This window comes from Calidifontibacter indicus, assembly GCF_003386865.1.
Classification (GTDB): domain Bacteria; phylum Actinomycetota; class Actinomycetes; order Actinomycetales; family Dermatophilaceae; genus Yimella; species Yimella indica.
Genome location: NZ_QTUA01000001.1, coordinates 1174702 through 1194011, shown reverse-complemented (window position 1 = coordinate 1194011; position 19310 = coordinate 1174702). Strand labels below are relative to the sequence as shown.

The window sequence follows — 19310 nt, the reverse complement described above, 5'->3', positions numbered from 1 at the left end:
CTCAGCTCCCCATCCAGACGACTCCGACGGCGGTGATCGCCAACTGCAGCAACGCGATCGGCACCAACCCGAGCCAGGCGACCCGCTGCAACTGGTCTTCGCGCAGGCGCGGCCAGGAGACCCGGATCCAGATGATCACGACCGCGATCACGAACCCCTTGAGCAGCGTCCAGACCCAGGCCAGCACGCCGTCGAACGGTCCGGTCCAGCCGCCGAGGTAGAGCACCGCGAACAGCAGCGACATCACGACGATGCCGGCGTACTCGGCCAGCAGGAACAGCGCGAAGCGCAGACCGGTGTATTCGGTGTAGGGGCCGAGCACCAGCTGGGAGTCGGCCACCGGCATGTCGAACGGCGGCCGCTGCAACTCGGCGGTGGCGGCCACCAGGAACACGATCGCACCGGGCAACTGCCACAGCAGCCACCACGGGGTCCAGGCGTGCGCGATGTCGGTGAGCGACAACGAACCGCCGGCGATCGCGAACGACGCGCACGACAGCAACAGCGGCAGTTCGTACGACACCAACTGCGCGGCCGATCGCAGACCGCCGAGCAGGGAGTACTTGTTGCCGCTGGACCACCCGGCCATCAGGGTGCCGACCGTTCCGAGGCCGCTGACCGCGAGCACGACCAGCAGCGACGCCGGCACATTGGCAGCGATCGAGCCCGGCCCGAGCGGGATCACCGCGAGCGCCAGGAGGTAGGTCACCAGGCCGAGCGCGGGCGCGATGCGGAAGATCCGTTTGTCCGCGGCGTACGGCGTGATGTCCTCCTTCTGCACGAACTTCACGCCGTCGGCAACCAGTTGGGCCCAGCCGTGGAAGCCGCCGGCGTACATGGGTCCGACCCGGCCCTGCATGTGACCCATCACCTTGTGTTCGGTCTGACCGACCACGAGCGGCAGCACCAAGAACGCCGCCAGCACGGCGGCGCTGCGCAGCACGACCTCGATCGCGACGTCCATCAGCGGGGTCCCCAGCTCTCGTCCGGCACGCCGGGCGGCTGCAGCTTGCGGCGGGGTGCCCGCCCGGCCTTCGCGGCGTGGGCGGTGGCTCCCTCGCCGGGTTCCTTGGCGCCGGGCCACGGCTTGGAGGCGCGGCTGGCGAGCACGAACGACTTGCGCAGCGGGGTGCCCTCGAAACCGTCGGGCAGCAGCAACGGGCGCAACCCGCGTCCGGAGGAGTCGGTGAAGCCGCTGAACCCGATGCCGAACATCTCGTGGGTTTCGCGCTCGTGCCATGCGGCGCCCGGCCAGATCCAGGTGAGGCTCGGCAGGTCGGAGTCGTCGGGGATGCGGGTGACCAGGAAGACCTCGCGCAGCGCGCCGGGTGTGACGTCGTAGAGGTGCAGCACGACGTCGAAGCCCGGGTCGTCGGCCGCGTCGAGATGGTCGACCGCGGTGAGGAAGTCGAAGAAGTCGTAGCCCTCGCCCTTGGCCTTGCCGGCCTCCTCGACCCACTGCCTCGCCTCGACGGTGCGGGTGTCGGCCTCGCTCATCGGCTCTCCCCGTTCGGCGGGGCGACCATCGGACGCTGCAACGCGGTGGCCGCGGAGCGGTTGTCGGCGTAGCGGGCACCCTTGGCGCGCAACGACTTCGTGGTCAATCGCTCGGTCGCGATCTTGTCCTGCAGCACGAGGATGCCCTGCAACAGCGCCTCCGGACGCGGCGGGCAGCCGGGCACGTAGACATCGACCGGCAGCAGCTGGTCGACGCCCTTGGTGACGCAGTAGGAGTCCCAGTAGGGCCCACCGGAGTTGGAGCAGGCACCGAAGGAGATGACGTACTTCGGCTCGGGCATCTGGTCGTACAGCCGGCGGATCGCCGGCGCCATCTTGTCGGTGACGGTGCCGCTGACGACCATCAGGTCGGCCTGCCGCGGCCCGGGTGCGAACGGGATGACCCCGAACCGGATGAAGTCGTGGCGGGCCATCGAGGCGGCGATGAATTCGATGGCGCAGCAGGCCAATCCGAAGTTGAACACCCACAGGGAGTAGCGGCGTCCCCAGTTGAGCACGATGCGCATCGGCTTCGGCGCGGCCGACTGCATCGGGCCGACGCGGGGCATGGGCAGGTCAGTCGACATCGTTCACCCAGCTCAGCACGCCCCGGCGGGCCGCGTGGGCCAGGCCCACCAGCAGCACCGCGATGAAGATGCCCATCTCGACCAGGCTGGCCACCCCGAGTCGGCTGTCGCGCAGCACCAACGCCCAGGGGAACAGATAGACCGTGTCGATCGCAAACACCAGGTAGAGGAAGGCGTAGGCGAGATAACGCACCTTGGTCTGCGCCCAACCGGTGCCGACCGGGTCGACGCCCGACTCGTAGGTGGACAGCTTCGCCGGGTTGGGGTCGCGGGGTGCGAGCAGCCGGCGCGCGAGCATGGCTGCGACGAACAACAGCACCCCGGACACGCCGACGCCGGCGAGCACGAGGTAGCCACTGAGTCCGGAACGCACCCGCGCAGCCTAACGAAGGTGGCGCCTCCTGCCCGGGATCGCCACGGTGCGAGCGAAACCCGCTCTCGACACTGCACTCCATCGCTCCCAGGAACCTTCCAGCGACTTCCAGGGTTCGCCCAGAGCGACGGCGCATGCTCGAAGGGTCCACGAGCCACCAGGAGACCCGCATGTCCGCCGCAGCCGCCCCGACGATCCATCGCCCCACGGGCGCCGCGCGCCCGCCGCACCTGTGGTCGCGGCACGGCGTGATCTGGGGCGTCGTGCTGTTGGCCTTCGGGTTCGTGCTCGGGCTGACGGTCACCACCCTCGGGGCCGCGACGACCCTCGCCGTCGTCTGCGTCGCGCTGTGGGCGTTCAGTCGTTGCGCACCGCGGTCGTGTTCGGTGCCCTCACCAGCATCCCGCTGAGGCTGCCCGTCCGAGCCCGGCGGTCGGCGTTCCCAGCCGACCTTTGCGCCCGCGGAACCGATCGGAAACATCCCCGACACATCGCGCGGCGAGAGTGTGCGCATGCACCTCATGCCCTCCGACACCGAGAAGCTGTTGCTGGCCGTGGCCGGCATGGTCGCTCGCGATCGCCTGGCCCGCGGGGTCCGGCTGAACCACCCCGAATCCGTTGCGCTGCTTGCCAACTGGGTGATCGAACGGGCACGAGAAGGCGCGACCGTCGCCGACCTGATGGAGCGCGGCCGCACGGTGCTGAGCGCCGACCAGGTGATGGACGGGGTGCCGGCGATGATCCACGACGTGCAGGTCGAGGCCACCTTCCCCGACGGCCGCAAGCTGGTCACCCTGCACGACCCGATCCAGCCGGGCTCGTCCACCGAAGGGCCCGGCGCCACCCGGCCCGCATCCGGCGACCTGGAGATCAACCCGCGCCCGGAGACCGAACGGATCACGCTGCGACTCACCAACACCGGCGACCGGCCGATCCAGGTCGGCTCGCACTTCCACCTGCCCGACACCAACCCGGCGCTCGAGTTCGACCGCGCCGCGGCCGACGGTCTCCGGCTCGACATCCCGGCCGGCACCTCGGTGCGGTTCGAGCCCGGGGTCTCCCGTGAGGTCGGCGCCGTGACCTTGCAGGGCGCGCGCCGCGTGCCCGGCCTGCAACTGCGGGAGAACGAGCGATGAGGATCGACCGTCGCAAGTACGCCGACCTCTACGGCGCGACCACCGGCGACCAGCTCCGGCTCGGCGACACCGACCTGTGGATCGAAGTGGAGGACGACCTCACCGCGTACCTGCCCGACGGCCGGATCAGCCACGGCGACGAGGCCGTCTTCGGCGGCGGCAAGTCGATCCGCGAGTCGATGACCCAGGGCACCACGACATCGGCGCAGGGCGCTCCCGACACGGTGATCACCGGTGTCGTCGTGCTCGACCACGCCGGCATCGTGCGGGCCGACGTCGGCATCAAGGACGGCCGCATCGTCGCGCTCGGTCGGGCCGGCAACCCCGACATCACCGACGGCGTGCACCCCGCGCTGCAGATCGGCCCGTCGACCGACGTGATCAGCGGCGAGCACAAGATCCTCACCGCCGGCGGCATCGATCTGCACGTGCACTTCCTGTCGCACAGCCAGGTGCACGAGGCGTTGGCCGCCGGGCTGACCACGCTCGGCGGCGGCGGCACCGGGCCGTCCGAAGGATCGAAGGCCACCACCGTCACACCCGGCCCGTGGCACCTGCGCACCGTGCTGCAGGGCCTCGACGCGCTGCCGGTCAACCTGCTGCTGATGGGCAAAGGCAACACCACCTCGCTGCCCGGGCTGCGCGAGCAGGCGGCGGCAGGCGCCGCGGCGTTGAAGGTGCACGAGGACTGGGGTTCGACCCCGGCGGCGATCGACGCCGCGCTGCGGGCGGCCGATGACTTCGGGCTGCAGGTGACCCTGCACAGCGACTCGCTCAACGAGGCGGGTTACGTCGACTCCACCCTGCGCGCGATCGGCGGCCGCACCATCCACGCCTTCCACACCGAGGGCGCGGGCGGCGGCCACGCCCCCGACATCCTGTCGATCGCGTCGCACCCGAACGTGCTACCCGGCTCGACCAACCCGACCCTGCCCCACACCGTCAACACCGTGGCCGAGCACCTCGACATGTTGATGGTCTGCCACCACCTCAACCCCGCGGTGCCGGAGGATCTCGCGTTCGCCGAGTCACGCATCCGGGCCACCACGATCGCGGCCGAAGACCTGCTGCACGACCTCGGTGCGCTGTCGATGACGTCGTCGGACGCCCAGGCGATGGGACGCATCGGCGAGGTGATCACCCGCACCTGGCAGGTGGCCCACGTGATGAAGCACCGGGTCGGCCGCCTCGACGGCCCCGCCGACAACCTGCGCGCCCGCCGCTACGTGGCCAAGTACACGATCAACCCGGCGATCGCCCACGGCATCGACCACCTCGTCGGCTCGGTCGAAGCCGGCAAGCTCGCCGACCTGGTGCTGTGGAGCCCCGCGTTCTTCGGCGTACGGCCCGAGCTCGTGCTCAAGGGCGGCACGATCGTGCGCGGCGCGCTCGGCGACCCGAACGCCTCGATCCCGACGCCACAGCCGGTGCTGCTGCGCCCGACTTTGACGGCGGACGTCGCACCGGCCGTCACCTTCGTCGGTCCGCTCGCGGCCGACGTCGGCGAGCGCTACGGCCTGCGGCACGAGGTGGCCGTGGTGCGCGACACCCGCGGCACCACCAAGGCCGACATGGTGCTCAACGACGCGTGCCCGCGCATCGACATCGACCCCGAAACCTTCCGCATCGCCATCGACGGCGAAGAAGTCGAGCCCGACCCGGCCACCGATCTGCCTCTGGCGCAACGGTATTCGCTGTTCTGATGGACTCTGTGTCGTTGCTCCTCGCCGACGCGCGGCTGCCGACCGGCGGCCACGCCCAGTCGGGCGGCCTCGAGCCCGCGCTGCTCGCCGGGCTCCGCCCCGACGAGATCGAAGGGTTGCTGCGCACCCGTCTGCGCACCAACGTGCCGGTCGATGCCGGCACGGCGGTCGTCGTCGTCTCGACCTCCACCGTCACGGAGGTCGAGACGGTCGTCGACGCGTGGAACGCCCGGGTGCCCAGCGAGGTCGTGCGCGCCGCGTCGTACCGCGCCGCGCGCGGCTACCTGCGCCTCGGGGCGCGGGTCGGCCTCGATGCGCGCTGGGCGCGCCGCGCCGACCTGCCGCGTCCGGTGGCCCTTGGGTTGCTGGCCCGGCACTGGCGGTTGCGCCCGACCGACACCGCCCGGGTGGTCTGCCACGACGAGATCCAGACCGTCGCCGCGGCCGCGCTCAAGCTGGCCCCGCTCGACCCGCTCGACACCGTGCAGTGGGTGCTGCAGCTGCGCCCCGAGGTCGACGCCGTGGTCGACGCGGTCGCCGCGCTCACCGACCCCGACGACATCCCTGCCGCCACCGCGCCGCTGCTGGAGCAGTGGCAGCACACCCATCCGACCCACCCCAGGAGGCTCTTCCATGCCTGACCGACCCCTCGATCGACTGCCCGACCAGTCCCCCGACCGACTGCCCGACGAAGCACCCGCCCGCGCGCTGCGCATCGGCGTCGCCGGCCCCGTCGGCACCGGCAAGTCGTCCCTGATCGGGCTGTTGTGTCGCGAACTCGGCAGCACCCTCGAACTGGGCGTCGTCACCAACGACATCTACACCGACGAAGACGCCCGGATGCTGCGCGCCGCGGGCGTGCTCGACCCCGACCGCATCCGCGCGGTCGAGACCGGCGCCTGCCCGCACACCGCGATCCGCGACGACGTCACCGCGAACGCCATCGCCGTCGAAGACCTCGAGGCCGACCATCCCGGCCTGGAGATCGTGCTCATCGAGTCCGGCGGCGACAACCTCACCGCCACCTTCAGTCCCGCACTGGTCGACGCCCAGATCTTCGTGCTCGACGTCGCCGGTGGCGGTGACGTCGTGCGCAAGGGCGGCCCCGGCATCGCCCGGGCCGACCTGCTGATCGTCAACAAGACCGACCTCGCGCCATACGTCGGGGTCGACGTCGACCTGATGCGACACGAGGGCGAACAGGCGCGTGACGGCCGACCGGTCGTCGCCCTGTCGCGCACCGACCGCGCCTCGGTCGAGCGGCTGACCGACTGGGTGCTGACCACCCTCGCCGCCTATCGCGCCGGAGACCACGAACCGGTCGACCCCGGACCGATGGCACCGCACAGCCACGCCGGCGCCGAACCCCACAGCCATGATCACGACAGCACCCATCACCATGAACCGGCCGGCACACACCACCACTGAGGCGCAGGCGCAGGCACGCACCACCCGGATCGAGGTGCACCGCATCCCCGACGGGTTGCGCTCGGTGCTGCGCACCGGGTTGCTCGCGCCTCGGGTGACCGCCCGCCACGACGACGGCCTCGCGGTCACGCTCGTGGCCACCGAGGCCACCCTGCTCGGCGGCGACCACCTCAACCTGGAACTCGTGCTCGGCGCCGGCACCCACCTCGACCTCACCGACGTCGCCGCCACCGTCGCCTACGACGGACGCGGCGAATCGGCCCGGTGGAGCACCTGGATCCGGCTCGGCACCGGTGCACGGCTCACCTGGTGGGGCGAACCGCTGGTGGTCTGCGACGGTGCGGCCGTGCACCGCTCCACCCACGCCCAACTCGCCGCGGGCGCCACGATGGTGCTGCGCGACGCGATCACCCTCGGCCGGCACGGCGAGCGCGGCGGACGGCTGCACTGCCGCACCCGGTTCGATCTCGCCGGGCGCACCGCGGTCGTCGAAGACCTCGCGCTCGACGACCGGCATCGGGGCGACGCGGGGTTCCTGCCCGGCCGGCAGATCGACACGGTCACCCTGCTCGGCCGGCGTCCCGCTGCCGAGACCTCAGGCGCCTCCCGTGACGTCTTCGAACTGGCGTTGCCGGGTGCCGTCCAACGCACCCTCGACCCCGCGCCGCAGACGTCGCGCAGCGTGTTCGACGACTGGAGAGCGGTGCCTACAACGACATAACCTCGCGTTACCGCGTTCATAACCTGGACGCTTCGGAGGCGGCTTGCACCAAGGCGTACCTTTGTAGGAGTCGAAATATCCGGCGCCTAAGAGATGGATCACGTGAGCAAGAAGCACTCCCAAGCCCTCGACCGTGTGGTCATTCGCTTCGCCGGCGACTCCGGCGACGGCATGCAGCTGACCGGCGAACGGTTCACCGCCGAGACCGCGTCCTTGGGCAACGACCTGTCGACCCTGCCCAACTTCCCGGCAGAGATCCGCGCACCTCAGGGCACGCTGCCCGGCGTGTCCAGCTTCCAGCTGCACTTCGCCGACCACGACGTGCTCACCCCGGGTGATGCGCCCGACGTGCTCGTCGCGATGAACCCGGCGGCCCTCAAGGCCAACCTCGGCGACCTGCCGCGCGGCGCCACCGTGATCGTCAACACCGACGAGTTCACCAAGCGCAACCTCGCGAAGGTCGGTTACGCCGCCAGCCCGCTGGACGACGAGAGCCTCGCCTCCTGGCAGGTGCACCCGGTGCCGCTCACCTCGATCACCGTCGACGCGCTCGAGGAGTTCGACTCCCTCACCCGCAAGGACAAGGAACGCGCGAAGAACATGTTCGCGCTCGGCCTCCTCGCGTGGATGTACTCGCGGTCGCTCGAGGGCACCGAAAAGTTCCTGCAGAGCAAGTTCGCCAAGTTGCCCGACATCCTGGCCGCCAACATCAAGGCCCTGCACGCCGGCCACGCCTACGGCGAGACCACCGAGGCGTTCGGGGTGCGGTACGAGATCGCCCCGGCGCCGATGCCGAGCGGCACCTACCGCAACATCACCGGCAATGTCGCGCTCGCGTACGGCCTGGTCGCCGCGGCCCACCGCGCCGGCATCCCGCTGACGCTTGGCAGCTACCCGATCACGCCGGCGTCCGACCTGTTGCACACGCTCTCCGGGCTCAAGCGGTTCGGTGTCATGACGCTGCAGGCCGAGGACGAGATCGCGGCCGTGGGCGCCGCGCTCGGCGCCTCCTTCGGCGGCTCGCTCGGTGTCACCACCACCAGCGGCCCCGGCCTCGCACTCAAGGCCGAGACGATCGGTCTCGCGGTCTCGTTGGAGTTGCCGCTGGTGGTCGTCGACGTGCAGCGCGGTGGTCCGTCGACCGGCCTGCCGACCAAGACCGAGCAGTCCGACCTGTTGCAGGCGATGTTCGGCCGCAACGGCGAGTCGCCGGTGGCGGTCATCGCGCCGTCGACCCCGATCGACTGTTTCGACGCGGCGCTCGACGCCGTCCGCATCGCCACGGCCTACCGCACCCCGGTGATCCTGCTGTCCGACGGGTACCTCGCCAATGGTTCGGAGCCGTGGCTGGTGCCCTCGATCGGCGACCTGCCCGACCTCACCGTCGAGTTCACCACCGAACCCAACGACGTCGACGCCGACGGTTTGCCGATGTTCCACGGCTACAAGCGCGACCCCGAGACGCTGGCGCGTCCGTGGGCGGTGCCCGGCACGCCCGGTCTCGAACACCGCGTCGGCGGCATCGAGAAGGCCGACGTCACCGGCAACATCAGCTACGACCCAGCCAACCACGACCACATGGTGCGCACCCGCGCGGCGAAGATCGCCGGCATCACGGTGCCCGACGTGCAGGTCGACGACCCGAGCGGCGGCGCGAACACGCTGGTGCTCGGCTGGGGCTCGACCTTCGGACCGATCCAGGCCGCGGCCCGCCTCGTGCGCGCCGGCGGTGCGCAGGTCGCCACCGCGCACCTGCGCCACCTCAACCCCTTCCCGGCCAACCTGGAGGCGGTGCTCAAGGCGTACGACCGCGTGATCGTGCCCGAGATGAACCTCGGACAACTCGCGATGCTGCTGCGCAGCAAGTACCTCGTCGACATCAAGTCGCACACCGCCGTCCGCGGGCTGCCTTTCACCGCAGCCGAACTAGCCACCGTCATCACCGACCACCTCGAGGAGGTCAACCTGTGAGCATCGATCTCGGCATCCCCACCATCGGCGGCACCGCCGGTGTGCCCACCACCGACGCCAAGCAGACCAAGAAGGACTTCACCTCCGACCAGGAAGTGCGCTGGTGCCCCGGCTGCGGCGACTACGCGATCCTGGCCGCCGTGCAGGGCTTCCTGCCCGAGCTCGGGCTGCGCCGCGAGAACATCGTGTTCGTCTCCGGCATCGGCTGCTCCAGCCGCTTCCCGTACTACCTCGACACCTACGGCATGCACTCGATCCACGGGCGCGCCCCGGCGATCGCGACCGGCTTGGCCACCTCGCGCGGCGACCTGTCGGTGTGGGTCGTCACCGGTGACGGCGACGCGCTGTCGATCGGCGGCAACCACCTGATCCACGCGCTGCGCCGCAACGTCAACCTCACGATCCTGTTGTTCAACAACAAGATCTACGGCCTGACCAAGGGTCAGTACTCCCCCACGTCCGACGTGGGCGCGATCACCAAGTCGACCCCGGCCGGCTCGGTCGACCGTCCGTTCAACCCGGTCTCGCTCGCGCTCGGCGCCGAGGGCACGTTCGTCGCCCGCACCATGGACTCCGACCGCAAGCACCTCACCGAGACACTGAAAGCAGCTGCGGCACACCGCGGTACGTCGCTCATCGAGATCTACCAGAACTGCCCGATTTTCAACGACGGCGCGTTCGAGTTGCTGAAGGACCGCGACGAGGCCACCGCCCGCATCCTGCACCTCGTGCCCGGTGAGCCGGTGCGCGCCGGCGCCGGCGACGACACCCGCGTGGTCGTGCACGCCGACAACGGATCGCTCGAGGTCGTCGCGGAGAAGGACGCCCCCGCCGACCGCATCGTGCGCCACGACCCGACCGACCTCGGGCTCGCGTTCGCGCTGTCCCGCCTGGACGACCCGTCGTTCGCGCACGTGCCGATGGGCGTCTTCCGCCAGGTCGACGCCCCGACCTACGACGACGGTGTGCGGGCACAGATCGAGCAGGCCACCGGCGGCGAACAGGTCGCCGACGCCGAACTGCAGCAGCTGCTCGACGGTTCCGACACCTGGGACGTGCAGGCTCGCGACTGACCTCACCGGTTCCAGTGGAGGATTGCTGTTGCCAAGGCAGCAGCAATCCTTCACTGGAACCGCCGAACCGATGTCATCTCGACTGGTAGCTTCCTGACACACGACTCCAGGGGGAGTCGTTTCGAGAGGGGAAGCCATGAGATGCCAGGGGTGCACTACAAGACTCGCCGTACGCGCCGCGCGCTGGGCTCGCGCCGTCGCAGGTCACTGATGCGGCCATCTCGGCTCATCTTTCTCACCAGCACCGCAGCGATCAGCGCCCTCATCGGGGGAGCATTTACGGTCGCTGCGGTGCAACGAGGAGTTGTCTGGTCTCGAGAGGGCGGGGTTGCGTTCTATCTCCTTGAGGGCCTGACCTGGTTTCTCTCGACGGCGAGCGCCGTCAGCGCTTGCGCGCTGACCCAAGGGGTGGTCGCTTCGGTGCGTGCACGGGCTGGGGCGCCCGGTGGTCGAACCACGAGATTGTTTGCGTCCGCTGTTGCAGCAACGACGATGGCCACCGTTACGGGAATCCTGATCGCCGCGTTCGCTCTGTGGGCGGTCAACCTGTTCACAGTGGGCCCGGGGGTGCCTTCCGCTCATCTCCTATTGCTGATGCACACGGTTTGTGCTGTCGAAGCCGCCGCGGCGGTGGGTGCGACGGTGGGCATCGTTTGGCCGCATCGGCTGGCACCAGCAGTATCGGGAGCCGCGATTTTCATCACCGCGATGGTGCCGATTGGTGGACTGTCCGATTTCTTTGCGCCCACCGCGTCGTCGGTCACCCTCATCGGCACAACGCCGAACCTGGAAAAGGTCGGCTGGCACGTCCTGATTGCCGTGCTCGTCAGCACAGCTTGCTGGCTGGCGCTGTTGACAGCTGATGCCTCCCAGCTCCGGCAACGATCGCGCGCGGCCGTGGCGGTCGCGAGTGCCGCAGTGGTGGGCCTCGGAGTCGCTACCACAATGCGATCAGCATCGGCCACCGAGCAATTCGATGCCGTCGCACACCCTGTGGTCGGGGCGTGTGCGTCTGAGCAAGGCTTTGAGTTCTGTACGGCGCGTGGAAGCGGGTACGAACCAAGCTCTTCCCTGCGCGCCATGCTCCCCTACCTTGTCCAGATGGAGCACGCCGGCTTACGACCGATCGCTCGCTACCGCCAAGTGGGCGGCTCCACGACATCAACGCCGCCGAGCATCGGCGCGGTCGTTACGGCCGGCTTGCCGTCCACCGAGCCCGCCGTGTCGGTCAGCGATTTCCTGCCGAGCCTGGTCAACCCATCGTTGTGCGCAGAGTATCGCGCCGACTCTCCCCCTAACCTCGAGATTTCATCGGGTGTCGGTGTCGACGGCCGTGTTGTGAACTGAAAAGTGCTCCTGACCTGGGACGATAGGTGTTGCGAAGCAACTATCGGAACCAGTTCGAGGAGCACCTTCCAGGTGAAGAAGACTACCGGGTTCTACCCGTCTGTTCAGGTCGACACGGCACCGGTGTCGGCGGCTGGTTCGGCGGGCGGGGTGTTGCTGACCACGGCCGCGGAGGTGACGGGTCTGTCCCCGGCGATGGCGCGGGCTCTGGATGGGTGGCGCAAGCCGGCGGCGGTGCATCACCCGGCCAAGGTGCTCACCGACCTGGCCGTGACGCTGGCGCTCGGCGGTGACTGCCTGGCGGACGCGGCAGTGATCCGGTCCGAGGCCGACGTGTACGGACCGGTTGGATCCGAGGCAACGATCTCTCGCACGATTACCGCGTTGGCCGCGGACGCCCACCGCGTGTTGAAGCAGGTGGCGGCCGCACGACGTGCCGCCCGTGCCCGCGCGTGGGCGCTGGCCGGTGAGCGCGCACCGACCCACGGTGTGACCGCCACCGATCCGTTGATCGTGGACCTGGACGCCACGCTGATCACCGCGCACTCGGACAAGGAAGAAGCCAAGCCCACGTTCAAGAAAGGCTTCGGGTTCCACCCGTTGTGTGCGTTCGTGGACCACGGCCCGGACGGGACCGGTGAACCATTGGCGATGCAGTTGCGGCCGGGTAACGCCGGCTCCAACACCGCCGCCGACCACATCCAGGTCACCCGGGACGCGCTCAAACAGCTGCCCGGGATCAACCCGGCCCGGCCGGGCCGCAAGGTGCTGATCCGCACCGACGGCGGCGGCGGAACCCAGGAGTACACCAGGTGGCTTGCCCGCCGGGGTGTTTCGTACTCGGTCGGGTTCACCCTGCCCGCGTGCCTGCCCGAGCTGTACCGGCTGATCCCGGCCAAGGCGTGGCAGGCAGCACTGAACGCCGATGGCGAGGTCCGCGAAGGCGCGGACGTGGTCGAACTGACCGGCCTGCTCACGTTCCGCGGTCTGTTGTCCGGCTGGCCGGCAGGGATGCGGGTCATCGTGCGCCGGGAACGACCCCACCCCGGAGCGCAGTTGCGGTTCGACGACGTCGACGGGTACCGGTTGACCGCGTTCGCGACCAACACCACCCGCGGGCAACTGGCGAACCTGGAGTTGCGGCACCGGCGGCGGGCGCGGTGTGAGGACCGGATCCGGATCGCGAAGGACACCGGGCTGCGGAACTTGCCGCTGAAAGGGTTCACCGCCAACCAGATTTGGTGCGCCATCGTGATGCTCGCGGCCGACCTGATCGCCTGGACCCAGCTGATCGGGTTCGACGCCGAGCACGAGGCACGCCGCTGGGAACCAAAGAAACTACGGTTACGGGTCTTCACGATCCCGGCCGCTATCGCTCGGCACAGTCGCCGAATCCTGTTGCACATCAAGGAAACCGCAGCAAACGCCGACCTCGTGATCACTGCCTGGAAACGACTACACGACCCCGCGCCGGCAGCGACCGCGCCGGGGTGACCACCGGCACCCGTCCCGACGACCCCGCACGACTACCGGCCACGTGGAAACCGGCGCCCACCGCGAACGACATCGCGGGGACTTGTCACACCCATCAGGCAGAACCGACACCAGAACCGGCGATCACGCCGTCAACGACGGCACACGTCCGCCCGATGAAAGATCGAGGCTAACGATGCCCTGGCAGCGGCATTCACATTGAGCGCGTGGCTGCAACACCGGGCGGTCAAGTCGATGCCGAGCGGCCTGAGCAAGCGCGAACAGGAGTGGCTGTCACGACCCGATTCAGATGAATGGGCGAAGCAGACTTACCCAAGACTGTCTTTCCTGCTCCCTGTACGGCATCAAACCGCCGGCGGCCTTCACCCCCAATGGATGATTCGGCACTGCGGTGGAGCGTACTTGCTTCTCTTTGGTGGAGATCACACCGCGGGACATCGAGCCTCGCACTCCAAACGTTGCTGCTCGCCGGCGCAGTTGCCTTTCGGCACGACACAGCGGGAAGCCTGATCGTCGTCAACCACGGCCTTCCCGTCGGGCTCGGCCTCCTGATCGTTTCGTGGTCCCTGCTACCCGTCACTCTTTTCGACCGCTGCACGCCTGATCGCCTTCCGGCCGCCCGCAGTCTCGTCCTGCCACGTGCAGCATGGATGATCCCGTGGCTGGCGGCAATTGCGTGCGTCTCATTGACGCAGCCGGGATCGATACAGCGAGGTGCCGGCGGCGCTGGTTTGTGCGCGGTAACGAGCCTCGCGCTGTCTTGCTTCGCCCCGGTGCGCACCGCCATCTACCTGAACTTCATCGCAGTTTCAACAATTCTCCCGACCGCACGATACTCGCCGACCCTGCTACCACTTTGGGCTTCGCTCATCGCGCTCCTCACCGCAGTTGCCGTGTACGCATGGCGCGGCCCCTTCCTGAAAGAGTGACTCATGGCTGATTCCGTTGTCGCCTCGAACTTGTCGCACATCTTTCGCGGAGGTGGCGGAGTTTCGCAGTTCTCAACCGCGCTCACGCCCGGGACAATCGGACTCATCGGAAACAACGGCGCCGGGAAATCCACTCTGCTGTCGATTCTCGCGACAGTGCGTTCGCCTCGGGGTGGATCAGTTGAGTGGTTCGGCGACGCAGATCCCCGTCACGCCCGATCCAAAATCGCGCTGATGCCCCAGGATTTCGAAGCGCCGACGGGATTCACGGTGCTCGAATATGTGAAGTATGTGGGGTGGTTGCGCGGCCTCGACCGACGAGCGTCCGTGGAGGCCGCAAGAGCGGTGATCGATCGCGTCGGGCTCGCACGCGCCGCCGACGCACGGATGAAGTCATTGTCCGGTGGCATGCTCCGCCGAGTTGCGTTCGCCCAGGCGCTCGTCGCTTCACCAAGCCTGTTGCTGCTCGATGAACCGACCACCGGCCTGGACCCAGAGCAGCGACGTTCGATTCGCGGTCTGATGTCGGAGGCTGGAGACAGCGGTCGAATCGTCGTGCTGTCGAGCCACATCGTCGAAGACGTGGTCTCGATCTGCGATCGAATCATCGCTTTGCGCGAAGGCGAGCTCGTGCTCGACGTGCCAACCAGCGAACTTCTCACCTATGTGGCGCAGACCGATGCGAGCGCCGAGGAAGCAGTCGTGCAGATCCTTTCGGGCGACAGCCCCCTGTGCCGCCGCGACAACCCCGAATCCGCGTGAGTTTGTGGGGTTCGCACGCCGCACGAACCCCACAAACTCACGCGGATTCGTGCACTCGCAGGCCGTTAGCGCCCGACGAACTGCGGCTGCTCGCGCGCCAACGACGCCTCGATGCCGATCGTTGCGTCGGCGGTCTGCATCAACCTGACCTGTTCCTCGCACTCGCGGGCAAACGCGTCGTCGAGCCCGGCGAGCAGGTCGGCCCGCAGGGTGGCGCGCATCGAGCGCACGGCCAGCGGGGCGGACGCCGCGATCTCGGCCGCGAGGGCGAGGGCGACCTGCCGCTCCTGGCCCTCGTCGGCTAACCGGTCGACCAGCCCCATCGCGAGCGCCTCCGCGCCGCGCACCGAGTGGGCGCCGTACATCAGGTAGGCGGCCTGCTGCGCACCGACGATCCGGGGCAGCGTGAGCGTGGTCGCGAAGCCCTGGTGGATGCCGAGCCGGCCGAAGTTGGCCTGGAAGCGGGCCGACGGCGTGGCCACCCGGAAGTCGGCCGCGCAGGCGAGTCCGAGCCCACCACCGACGGCCGCGCCCTGCACTGCGGCGACGAGCGGCACCTCGAGCGAGAAGATGCGCTTGCCCTCGGCGTAGATCGCGCTGATCGCCTCCGCCGGTGAAGCCTGCAAGCCGCCCGCCCCGAAATCACCGCCCGCGCAGAAGTGCTTGCCCACCGAGGCGAGCACGATCGCCCGCGCACCGGCGTCCTGCGCCTGTCGTCCCAGATCGGCGATGCGAGCGAGCATCTCGCGGTCGAAATGGTTGTGCGGCGGACGTTCCCACTCGATGAGCGCCACGTGGTCGGGCAGCTGGTCGTGCATCCTCAGGTCAACCGTCATGGGCACATCCTGCCGGTCGCCGGCCACCCGCCGCAGACCCGCGTCACGGATGCCGTAGCTTGCGAGAGTGAAGGACGACCAGGACGAGATCTCGCGGGGCACGGCGTACGGACTGGCGGCCTATCTGTTGTGGGGAGCCTTCCCGCTCTTCTTCCACCAGCTGCTGCCCGCCAACGCCTGGGAGATCCTCGCCCACCGCATCCTGTGGACCCTGGTGGTCTGCGCCATCGGGGTGCTCCTGCTGCGCCGCACGAAGTTCATCGGAGCTCTGATCCGCAGCCCGCGCCGCCTCGGCATCATCACGGCGGCCAGCCTGTTCATCGCCACCAACTGGGGTGTCTACGTCTACGCGGTGAACTCCGGCCGCACCACCGACGCCTCGCTCGGCTACTTCCTCAACCCGCTCGTCACCATCGCGCTCGGTGTCGTCGTGCTGCGCGAGACCCTACGTCCGCTGCAGTGGATCGCGGTCGGCATCGGCGCGATCGCGTGCATCTACCTGACGATCGACAACGGAAACTTCCCGCTGATCCCGCTCGTGCTGGCCGGCAGCTTCGCGATGTACGGCCTGCTCAAGAAGCAGATCGGCGGCACGCTGTCGGCCTTCGAGAGCCTCACCGCCGAGACCACCATTCTCGCTCCGGTCGCGGCCGTCACGCTGGCCGTGCTGATCGCCCGAGGCGAGACCACCTTCGGCTCGCAGGGCACCGGTCACACGCTGTGGCTGGCTTCCAGCGGCATCGCCACGGCGATCCCGCTGCTGCTGTTCGCGGCTGCGGCGTCGCGTATCCCGTTGGTGACGATCGGGCTGCTGCAGTTCATCACGCCGATCCTGCAGCTGCTGTGTGCGGTGCTGTTCCTCGGTGAACACATGCCGACGTCGCGCTGGATCGGGTTCGCCATCGTCTGGCTCGCGCTGGTGGTGCTCACCGTCGACTCTCTCACCAGCGCGGGCAAGTCGCGGCGGCTGGCCCGCGCCGCCCGTCAGGCGAGCCGAGCCTGATCCGATCTCATGCGCCGAGCACCCGGTCGAGGTAGGGGTTGGCGAAGGTGCGGCCCGGGTCGAGCCGGTCACGCACCTCGAGGAACTCGTCGAAGCGCGGGTACACCTTGCGCAGGTCGTCGGCGTCGAGCTCGTGCATCTTGCCCCAGTGCGGGCGCGCCTCGTAGTCGGCCAGGATGTTCCAGAACGCCGCGAAGTACTCCCGGTGGTCGCGCGCGTGGAACTGGTGGATCGCGATGTACGCCGATTGCCGGCCGTACGACGTCGACATCCACACGTCGTCGGGGCCGGTGAACCGCACCTCCACCGGGAAGCTCGTCGTCGACGGATGTGCCCGGTGCCAGGCGTCGAGCCGCTGCAACACCTCGACCGCGTCGGCGCGCGGCACCGAGAACTCGCTCTCGCGGAACACGACGTCGAGCTCGGTCGGATAGACGATGTGCGACCAGTCGGTGTAGGTCTTGGCCGACAGCGCCCGCGCGCTCACCTGGTTGATCGCCGCCGTCGAGCGCGGCACCCGCGTGGTGAGTCGATTGATCGCGCCGAACAGCCTGTTCGACAGCAGGTCGTTCTCCAGTCTGTCCTTCCACCGCGGCATCGGCGCGCGACGCGAGACATCACGGTGCCGCTCGTTGGTCTTGGCCAGCACCCGGTCGGTGTCGGGAAACCAGAAGAACTCGAAGTGGTCGTGCCCGTCGATGCGCTCGTCCAGCGACTCCAGCACCCCGGAGAACGTGGTTGGTTCCTCGTGCGCGGTGAGCAAATACGCCGGTTCGCACTGGTACTCGATCGCGGTCACCACGCCCAGGGCGCCGAGGCTCAGCGCCACCGCCGGCAGCAATTCGGCGTTCTCGGTGTCGGTGACGCGCAGCAACGAACCATCGGCCAGCACCAGCTCGACCCCGCGCACCATCCCGGCAAACCCGGTGAGCCCGATGCCGGTGCCGTGGGTGCCGGTTGACGTCGCGCCCGACATGGTTTGCCGGTCGTAGTCGCCCTGGTTGGGCAGGCCGAGCCCCACCCCGTGCAATTGGCGGACGGCGTCCGACAGGCGGGTGCCCGCGGCCACCCAGGCGCGCCCGGTCGCGGGGTCGGCACTGATCAGCCCGGTCAGCGCGTCCATCCGCAACTGGACGTCGACCGGCTCGCCGATCGCGGTGAAAGAGTGCCCCGCACCGATCGGTTTCACCCGCCGTCCGGCGGCCGTCGCGTCGGCGACGACCTGCTGCACGTGTGCGACGTCGCGCACCGCGACGATCTCGACGTCGGCCGAGACCGTGCCCGACCAGTTGCTCCACTCAGCCAAAGTTGTGGCCTTCCCCGCGGTAGGTGGGTGTCTTGCCGCGGACCCGTCCCCCTTCGAGCAGCACCACCTCGTCGAAGCGCTCGCACATCTCGCCGGCCTTCGCGTGCCTGAACCACACCGGGTCTCCCAGCCCCAGGGTGCGGGCCGCCTTGCCGTGCAACGGGCTCTGCACCTCCCCGGCCCCCTCCTGCCCGAAGTAGGAGAGCCCTTCGGGATAGACCGGCTTCGGCAGCCGCGAGCGACCCGAGGCACCCGAGGCGCTGTAGCCACCGGCGAAGGTGACCACGACCTCGGCGCTCGGCTTGCGGGTGACCGGCGAGACGAACCACGCGGCAGGCTCCACTCCGAGGTCGTCGAACCCGTCGAAGCTCGTCGGCGCGAAAAGCCCTGAGCCCGCAGCGAGTTCGGTGATCGCCGGATCGAGCCGGGTGGTGTGCAAGCTGCCGGTGCCGCCACCGTTCACGAACTCCAGCGCTGCGTGCGCCTCCACCGCCGCGCGGATCTTCGACCGGTAGCGGTGCAGTTGATCGTTCGACAGTCGCTTGACCACCCGCATCCCCGGCTTCGCATCGGGCACGCCCGCCACCTGCGCCTCGTAGAACATCATGCCGACCAACAGCAGACCCGGGCGCCCAGCGATGCGCTCCGCCAATCGGCCGGCGCCACCGGCGTCGTTGACGCTCGAGCGGTGCGCGCCCAGGCTCACCGGTCCGAGCCGCAGCGAGCAGTCGACGTCGATCGCGACCCGCAGCGCGTGACCGGCGTGACGCGCGGCCAACCAGTCGACGTGCTCGGGCAGGTCGACCATGAACGTGATCGCCGCGGCCAACTGCTCGTCGGCCGCGATCGTGCGCACCGCTTCGTCGTCGACGCTCGGGTAAGCCACCACCACGTCGTCGATTCCGCTGCGCACCAACCAGATCGCCTCGGCCACCGAGTAGCCGAGCACACCCGCGTAACCGGGCATCGCGAGCACCCGCTCGACCAGTGACCGCACCCGGACCGACTTCGACGCCACCCGGATCGGGGTGCCTCCGGCGCGACGCAACAGTGCGGCGGCGTTGTTGTCGAAGGTGTCGAGGTCAACGACAGCGGTCGGCACGCCGACCGTCGGCAGCGCAGCCCAGGGCGCGCTCACGGCGCC

Annotated in this window: 20 protein-coding genes; 13 read left to right on the top strand and 7 right to left on the bottom strand. The window is 69.1% G+C overall.

Going from position 1 to position 19310, the window contains the following annotated elements:
* Position 1: 1 nt before the first annotated feature.
* From nuoH to DFJ65_RS05730, 4 genes are read right to left on the bottom strand one after another with little or no spacing between them, the layout of a single operon-like run.
* Positions 2-964 carry an NADH-quinone oxidoreductase subunit NuoH gene (gene nuoH, locus DFJ65_RS05745; RefSeq protein WP_115922200.1) on the bottom strand — a complete coding sequence of 321 codons (963 nt, stop codon included), beginning with the start codon at positions 962-964 and terminating at the stop codon, positions 2-4.
* Positions 964-1497, bottom strand: a complete 534-nt coding sequence (locus DFJ65_RS05740; RefSeq protein WP_115922199.1) for an NADH-quinone oxidoreductase subunit C — start codon at positions 1495-1497, stop codon at positions 964-966. Before DFJ65_RS05740 ends, nuoH begins: the two co-directional genes overlap by 1 nt.
* A complete protein-coding gene (locus DFJ65_RS05735; RefSeq protein WP_115922198.1) occupies positions 1494-2084 on the bottom strand; it encodes an NADH-quinone oxidoreductase subunit B in 591 nt (196 codons plus the stop codon). The genes DFJ65_RS05740 and DFJ65_RS05735 overlap by 4 nt, the downstream gene beginning before the upstream one ends.
* Positions 2074-2457, bottom strand: coding sequence for an NADH-quinone oxidoreductase subunit A (locus DFJ65_RS05730; RefSeq protein ID WP_245950044.1), 384 nt, complete (start codon positions 2455-2457; stop codon positions 2074-2076). The genes DFJ65_RS05735 and DFJ65_RS05730 overlap by 11 nt, the downstream gene beginning before the upstream one ends.
* Positions 2458-2627: 170 nt before the next feature.
* Here DFJ65_RS05730 and DFJ65_RS05725 point away from each other — a divergent pair, with 170 nt between their 5' ends.
* From DFJ65_RS05725 to DFJ65_RS05675, 12 genes are all read left to right on the top strand, one after another.
* Positions 2628-2867 carry a hypothetical protein gene (locus DFJ65_RS05725; protein WP_115922197.1) on the top strand — a complete coding sequence of 80 codons (240 nt, stop codon included), beginning with the start codon at positions 2628-2630 and terminating at the stop codon, positions 2865-2867.
* A gap of 102 nt (positions 2868-2969) precedes the next feature.
* Complete coding sequence (locus tag DFJ65_RS05720) at positions 2970-3593, top strand: urease subunit gamma (protein ID WP_115924128.1); 624 nt, start codon at positions 2970-2972, stop codon at positions 3591-3593.
* The gene (locus DFJ65_RS05715) at positions 3590-5296 is read left to right on the top strand and encodes an urease subunit alpha (protein ID WP_115922196.1); all 1707 of its coding nucleotides are present in this window, start codon (positions 3590-3592) and stop codon (positions 5294-5296) included. The genes DFJ65_RS05720 and DFJ65_RS05715 overlap by 4 nt, the downstream gene beginning before the upstream one ends.
* The gene (locus DFJ65_RS05710) at positions 5296-5937 is read left to right on the top strand and encodes an urease accessory protein UreF (protein WP_115922195.1); all 642 of its coding nucleotides are present in this window, start codon (positions 5296-5298) and stop codon (positions 5935-5937) included. The genes DFJ65_RS05715 and DFJ65_RS05710 overlap by 1 nt, the downstream gene beginning before the upstream one ends.
* On the top strand, positions 5930-6724 hold the full coding sequence (gene ureG, locus DFJ65_RS05705) for an urease accessory protein UreG (protein ID WP_115922194.1): 795 nt from the start codon (positions 5930-5932) through the stop codon (positions 6722-6724). The genes DFJ65_RS05710 and ureG overlap by 8 nt, the downstream gene beginning before the upstream one ends.
* Positions 6696-7445 carry an urease accessory protein UreD gene (locus DFJ65_RS05700; protein WP_170144002.1) on the top strand — a complete coding sequence of 250 codons (750 nt, stop codon included), beginning with the start codon at positions 6696-6698 and terminating at the stop codon, positions 7443-7445. Before ureG ends, DFJ65_RS05700 begins: the two co-directional genes overlap by 29 nt.
* A gap of 102 nt (positions 7446-7547) precedes the next feature.
* Positions 7548-9416, top strand: coding sequence for a 2-oxoacid:acceptor oxidoreductase subunit alpha (locus DFJ65_RS05695; protein WP_115924127.1), 1869 nt, complete (start codon positions 7548-7550; stop codon positions 9414-9416).
* A complete protein-coding gene (locus DFJ65_RS05690; RefSeq protein WP_115922192.1) occupies positions 9413-10489 on the top strand; it encodes a 2-oxoacid:ferredoxin oxidoreductase subunit beta in 1077 nt (358 codons plus the stop codon). The genes DFJ65_RS05695 and DFJ65_RS05690 overlap by 4 nt, the downstream gene beginning before the upstream one ends.
* 492 nt (positions 10490-10981) lie before the next feature.
* Positions 10982-11836, top strand: coding sequence for a hypothetical protein (locus DFJ65_RS05685; protein ID WP_115922191.1), 855 nt, complete (start codon positions 10982-10984; stop codon positions 11834-11836).
* Between the two features lie 72 nt (positions 11837-11908).
* Positions 11909-13330, top strand: coding sequence for an IS1380 family transposase (locus DFJ65_RS05680; protein ID WP_115921782.1), 1422 nt, complete (start codon positions 11909-11911; stop codon positions 13328-13330).
* Positions 13331-13788: 458 nt separating this feature from the next.
* Positions 13789-14259, top strand: a complete 471-nt coding sequence (locus DFJ65_RS17160; protein WP_147301321.1) for a hypothetical protein — start codon at positions 13789-13791, stop codon at positions 14257-14259.
* A gap of 3 nt (positions 14260-14262) precedes the next feature.
* Positions 14263-15021, top strand: coding sequence for an ABC transporter ATP-binding protein (locus DFJ65_RS05675; protein WP_115922190.1), 759 nt, complete (start codon positions 14263-14265; stop codon positions 15019-15021).
* A 65-nt stretch (positions 15022-15086) separates the two neighbouring features.
* Here the strand turns inward: DFJ65_RS05675 and DFJ65_RS05670 are convergent, their stop codons facing one another.
* Positions 15087-15857 (bottom strand): enoyl-CoA hydratase/isomerase family protein, encoded by a 771-nt coding sequence (locus DFJ65_RS05670; RefSeq protein ID WP_115924126.1) that lies wholly within the window; start codon positions 15855-15857, stop codon positions 15087-15089.
* Between the two features lie 67 nt (positions 15858-15924).
* Between DFJ65_RS05670 and rarD the strand changes: the two genes are divergently transcribed.
* Positions 15925-16860, top strand: coding sequence for an EamA family transporter RarD (gene rarD / locus DFJ65_RS05665; RefSeq protein ID WP_115922189.1), 936 nt, complete (start codon positions 15925-15927; stop codon positions 16858-16860).
* Positions 16861-16867: 7 nt separating this feature from the next.
* Here rarD and DFJ65_RS05660 read toward each other — a convergent pair whose 3' ends face one another.
* Both DFJ65_RS05660 and DFJ65_RS05655 read right to left on the bottom strand, forming a co-directional pair.
* Positions 16868-18166, bottom strand: a complete 1299-nt coding sequence (locus tag DFJ65_RS05660) for a D-arabinono-1,4-lactone oxidase (RefSeq protein WP_115922188.1) — start codon at positions 18164-18166, stop codon at positions 16868-16870.
* On the bottom strand, positions 18159-19304 hold the full coding sequence (locus DFJ65_RS05655) for a type III PLP-dependent enzyme domain-containing protein (RefSeq protein ID WP_211308371.1): 1146 nt from the start codon (positions 19302-19304) through the stop codon (positions 18159-18161). Before DFJ65_RS05655 ends, DFJ65_RS05660 begins: the two co-directional genes overlap by 8 nt.
* Positions 19305-19310: the final 6 nt, after the last annotated feature.

Excerpts from the sequence above, each read along its gene's own strand:
- DFJ65_RS05725 (WP_115922197.1), top strand. The coding sequence starts at position 2,628 with ATGTCCGCCGCAGCCGCCCCGACGATCCATCGCCCCACGGGCGCCGCG.
- DFJ65_RS05710 (WP_115922195.1), top strand. The coding sequence starts at position 5,296 with ATGGACTCTGTGTCGTTGCTCCTCGCCGACGCGCGGCTGCCGACCGGC.
- nuoH (WP_115922200.1), bottom strand. The coding sequence starts at position 964 with ATGGACGTCGCGATCGAGGTCGTGCTGCGCAGCGCCGCCGTGCTGGCG.
- DFJ65_RS05720 (WP_115924128.1), top strand. The coding sequence starts at position 2,970 with ATGCACCTCATGCCCTCCGACACCGAGAAGCTGTTGCTGGCCGTGGCC.
- DFJ65_RS05675 (WP_115922190.1), top strand. The coding sequence starts at position 14,263 with ATGGCTGATTCCGTTGTCGCCTCGAACTTGTCGCACATCTTTCGCGGA.
- DFJ65_RS05735 (WP_115922198.1), bottom strand. The coding sequence starts at position 2,084 with ATGTCGACTGACCTGCCCATGCCCCGCGTCGGCCCGATGCAGTCGGCC.
- DFJ65_RS05740 (WP_115922199.1), bottom strand. The coding sequence starts at position 1,497 with ATGAGCGAGGCCGACACCCGCACCGTCGAGGCGAGGCAGTGGGTCGAG.
- DFJ65_RS05715 (WP_115922196.1), top strand. The coding sequence starts at position 3,590 with ATGAGGATCGACCGTCGCAAGTACGCCGACCTCTACGGCGCGACCACC.
- DFJ65_RS05700 (WP_170144002.1), top strand. The coding sequence starts at position 6,696 with ATGAACCGGCCGGCACACACCACCACTGAGGCGCAGGCGCAGGCACGC.
- DFJ65_RS05685 (WP_115922191.1), top strand. The coding sequence starts at position 10,982 with ATGGCCACCGTTACGGGAATCCTGATCGCCGCGTTCGCTCTGTGGGCG.
- DFJ65_RS05670 (WP_115924126.1), bottom strand. The coding sequence starts at position 15,857 with ATGACGGTTGACCTGAGGATGCACGACCAGCTGCCCGACCACGTGGCG.
- ureG (WP_115922194.1), top strand. The coding sequence starts at position 5,930 with ATGCCTGACCGACCCCTCGATCGACTGCCCGACCAGTCCCCCGACCGA.